General features: G+C 72.7%; 4 protein-coding genes and 1 pseudogene. 4 read left to right on the plus strand and 1 reads right to left on the minus strand.

The window, feature by feature from the left end:
- Window positions 1-368: 368 nt before the first annotated feature.
- Complete coding sequence (locus tag ITI46_RS33740) at window positions 369-1,157, plus strand: SDR family NAD(P)-dependent oxidoreductase (RefSeq protein WP_209243761.1); 789 nt, start codon at window positions 369-371, stop codon at window positions 1,155-1,157.
- Window positions 1,158-1,208: 51 nt separating this feature from the next.
- Window positions 1,209-1,571, plus strand: coding sequence for a MerR family transcriptional regulator (locus tag ITI46_RS33745; RefSeq protein ID WP_209243762.1), 363 nt, complete (start codon window positions 1,209-1,211; stop codon window positions 1,569-1,571).
- A gap of 6 nt (window positions 1,572-1,577) precedes the next feature.
- Here the strand turns inward: ITI46_RS33745 and ITI46_RS33750 are convergent, their stop codons facing one another.
- The gene (locus tag ITI46_RS33750; protein WP_209243763.1) at window positions 1,578-2,522 is read right to left on the minus strand and encodes an MBL fold metallo-hydrolase; all 945 of its coding nucleotides are present in this window, start codon (window positions 2,520-2,522) and stop codon (window positions 1,578-1,580) included.
- 87 nt (window positions 2,523-2,609) lie between these two features.
- Here ITI46_RS33750 and ITI46_RS33755 point away from each other — a divergent pair.
- Window positions 2,610-2,789: pseudogene (locus ITI46_RS33755) on the plus strand (hypothetical protein); the annotation flags it as partial.
- A 100-nt stretch (window positions 2,790-2,889) separates the two neighbouring features.
- A partial coding sequence (locus ITI46_RS33760; RefSeq protein WP_209243764.1) for an amidase occupies window positions 2,890-3,607 on the plus strand: 718 nt, incomplete at its 3' end.

Here is a 3,607-nt window from a genome sequence, read left to right on the forward strand (position 1 = left end):
CTGCTTCCCCGCCTGCCCCTGCCGCTTCTCCCCATCCCCGGCTCGGCCGGTCTCCCCACCTCGGACACGAACGCAGAGTCGCGCCGCATGAACCCCCCCAGGTACGCGGAACCCCCACGGCGCACCCGCCCCCGTCCGTTTTTGGGGAGATGCGCCGACTTCCCAGACCTTAAGCCATATGAGCACTCTGCGTGCCTGGCTGTTCACTTCCCCATAAGAAGTGCGGAGAGTGCGGTCGGGGTTGTCGGGCGGGACGCGTAGATTCCGGGTGATTCGCCGCGGAGCATCCCCACCGGGGAACGGTGCGTGCTGCCGGGCCCCGTACCGGCTTGACCTTGACGTTGGCGGCAGGGTCCGAGGATGCGGGCATGACCGAGACGAACACCGCACCACAGGCCCCTGACCAGCAGCCCCGCACCGTCGTCGTCACCGGTGCCGGAACCGGAATCGGCCGGGCCACTGCGCGCGCCTTCGCCGCGCAGGGGGCACATGTGCTGGCCGTGGGCCGCCGTACCGCACCGCTGGAGGAGACCGCGGGGGAGCCGGGCGCCGGCGCCATCACCCCGTTCGCCGCCGACCTCACCGAGGAGGACGCGCCCGAGCGCATCGTGGTTGCCGCGCTGGAGGCGACCGGTCGGCTCGATGTACTCGTCAACAACGCCGGCATCGTCCGCGGCGAGACCCTGGGCGACTACACCCGTGCGAGCATCGAGGCGCAGCTCGCCACCAACCTCACCGCGCCCGTGCTGCTGACCCAGGCCGCGCTGCCCGCGCTCAAGTCGGCTCCCGCGGGCGGCGTCGTCATCAACGTCAGTACGTCCATCGGCCAGCGCGCCTGGCCGGGCAACTCCCTCTACGCCGCGTCGAAAACCGCCCTCGAACTGCTGACCCGCAGCTGGGCCGTCGAGCTGGCGCCGCACGGCATCCGGGTGTCCGCCGTCGCGCCCGGCGCCATCGAGACCCCCATCGGCGAACACCGCGGCCTCAGCCCCGAGCAGCGCCGGGCGGTCCGTGAGTGGCAGATCGCCCACACGCCACTGGGCCGCGTCGGCAGGCCGGAGGAGGTGGCCTGGGCCATTGCCGGACTGGCCGCGCCCGAGGCGTCGTTCGTCACCGGCGTCGTACTGCCGGTGGACGGCGGCGCGGTGGTGGGGTGAGCTCCGGGTCCTGCGCCGTGAATAGGACTCCCTCCGGGAGGTGGTGGCAGCATGCGGATCGGGGAGCTGGCACGGCGTACGGGGACGACAGCGCGGGCGCTGCGCCATTACGAGCAGGCCGGGCTGCTCACCTCCCGGCGCGCGGCGAACGGCTACCGCGTCTACGACGCCGCCGCCGAGATCCGCGTCCGCAACATCCGCTATCTGCTGGACGCCGGGCTCACCTTGGAGGATGTCGGCTGCTTCGTCACCTGTCTGGACGGTGACATGGCCGCCACCCCGCCCTCTCCGGAGGGCCTGCGCATCGCGCAGCAGCGGCTCGCCGTTCTGGAGGTCCGGATCGCCGCCCAGACGGCGGCCCGCGACCGGCTGCGGGAAGCGCTGCGCAGCGCAACGGTGCGTACGGTCGCCTGAGCCCTCTCAATCCGCCCCGGCTGCCGGTGGGTTCGGGTGGACCGGGACCAGTCGGTAGCCGCCGTCGGCGTCGCCGCTGACCTGCCCGGCGGTGGGTGGCGGGAAGTGGGTGCCCAGCACCAGGGTGCCGGTGCCGACGAGGGCGGCGAGCAGGGCCCGCCTGGTGGTCCCGGCCTGCGCGGGGTCGATGTCGGCACAGCTGGTGATGCCGGGCTCCGGCAGCTGGACCGGGTGGTGCACGCAGTCACCGGTGATCAGCGCGCTCGCACCGCGGCTGTCGAGCCGGACCGCCAGGTGGCCCGGGGTGTGTCCGGGGGTGGGCAGCAGCCGCAGACCCGGGGCGACCTCCAGCCCCTCGTCCGGCAGGTGGACGAGGTCCAGCAGTCCGGCCTCCTCCACTGGCTGCACGGAGTCGCGGAACATCTGCGCCCGCGCCTCGTCCATCGCGTATCCGGCCCAGAACTCCCGCTCGGCGTGCGAGGTGAGATAGCGGGCGTTCGGGAACGTTGGGGCCCATGTGCCGTCGGCGGCCCGGTGGGTGTTCCAGCCGACGTGGTCGGTGTGCAGATGGGTGAGGATCACCAGGTCGACCGCGTCGGGCGGGAATCCGGCTGCCGTGAGGCGCTGGAGGTAGTCGGTGCGCAGGTCGTGCCAGGCCGGGTTGGCGCGCGTCTTGCCGTTGCCGATGCCGGTGTCGACCACGACCCGCAGCCCGCCGGCCGAGAACGCGAAGCTGTGGCTGGCCAGCCGCAGGACGCCCTCGTGGTCGGCGAAGTCGGGCCGTAGCCAGTCGTGCCGGGCGACGACCTGCGGGGTGGCGTCGGGCAGCAGCCAGTTCCCGGTCGCGGGCGGCAGGGGGATCTCGTCCACGCGGTGGAGCGTGAGGTCTCCCACCTGCCAGGAGGGGATCGCTGTCGGGCCTTCCGTGGATTTAAAGCTAATGCTTTGCATTAAGCCACCGTAGCCCGTATCGTGCAGCTAACGCAAAGGTTTAGCTTTTGCCGATTCGCATCTTCCGCCCGACCGGAGAGAGCACTCATGTCAGCTGCCGTCCTCACACCGCCGGAAGCGGCAAAGTGGGCCGCCCGCACCGGACTTCTGCTGCCCGACGACCGGCACGCCCTGGTCGCCGCCACCGCCGACCACATCCACTCCGTCGTCTCCGTCCTGCGCGAGCTGGACTTCGGCGACACCCCGCCCGCGACCGCCTATCGCGCCGACGGCACAACCGGCGACGTCCCAGGAGACGTCCCAGCAGACTTCCCGGGTGGGATTGCACGCGACGCCGCAGGTGAGCCCACCGGAAAGGAGGATCCCGATGCAGCCGTATGAGCTCTCCCTCACCGCCGCCACCGAGCAGATCCGGGCCCGGCGGATATCCCCCGTCGAGCTGGTGGACGCGGTGCTGGCCCGTATCGAGCAGACCGAGCCGCACCTCGGGGCCTATGTGACGGTGACCGCCGAGCGGGCCCGCGACGCGGCGCGCCGGGCCGAGCGCGCGCTGGCGGCAGGCCGCGACCCGGGCCGGTTCCCCGCGATCCCCCTGGGCCTGAAGGACATGATCGACGTGGCCGGGACGGCGACCACCGGCAGCTCCCGGGTACGCGGAAGCCACCGCGCCCGCACCGACAGCACCGTCGCCGCGCGGCTGCGGGCCGCGGGCGCTGCGCTGGTGGGCAAGACCCATACGCACGAGTTCGCCTACGGGCTCACCACTCCGCAGACGCGGAACGCCTGGGACCAGCGGCGGGTCGCGGGCGGGTCGAGCGGCGGTTCGGCCGTCGCCGTGGCGTCCGGCGCGGCGACCTTCGCCCTGGGCACCGACACCGGCGGCTCGATCCGGGTGCCCGCAGCGCTGAACGGCATCGTCGGCCTCAAGCCGACCTACGGCCTCGTCCCCCGGCACGGAGTCACCTCGCTGTCCTGGTCGCTGGACCACGTCGGACCGCTCACCCGTACCGTCGAGGACGCGGCGCAGGTCCTGGCCGTACTGGCCGGGCACGACCCGCGCGACCCCGGCTCCCTGCCCGCGCCCC

This window comes from Streptomyces oryzae (assembly GCF_017676365.1).
Taxonomy (GTDB): Bacteria; Actinomycetota; Actinomycetes; order Streptomycetales; family Streptomycetaceae; genus Streptomyces; species Streptomyces oryzae.

Excerpts from the sequence above, each read along its gene's own strand:
- ITI46_RS33745 (WP_209243762.1), top strand. The coding sequence starts at position 1,209 with ATGCGGATCGGGGAGCTGGCACGGCGTACGGGGACGACAGCGCGGGCG.
- ITI46_RS33750 (WP_209243763.1), bottom strand. The coding sequence starts at position 2,522 with ATGCAAAGCATTAGCTTTAAATCCACGGAAGGCCCGACAGCGATCCCC.
- ITI46_RS33740 (WP_209243761.1), top strand. The coding sequence starts at position 369 with ATGACCGAGACGAACACCGCACCACAGGCCCCTGACCAGCAGCCCCGC.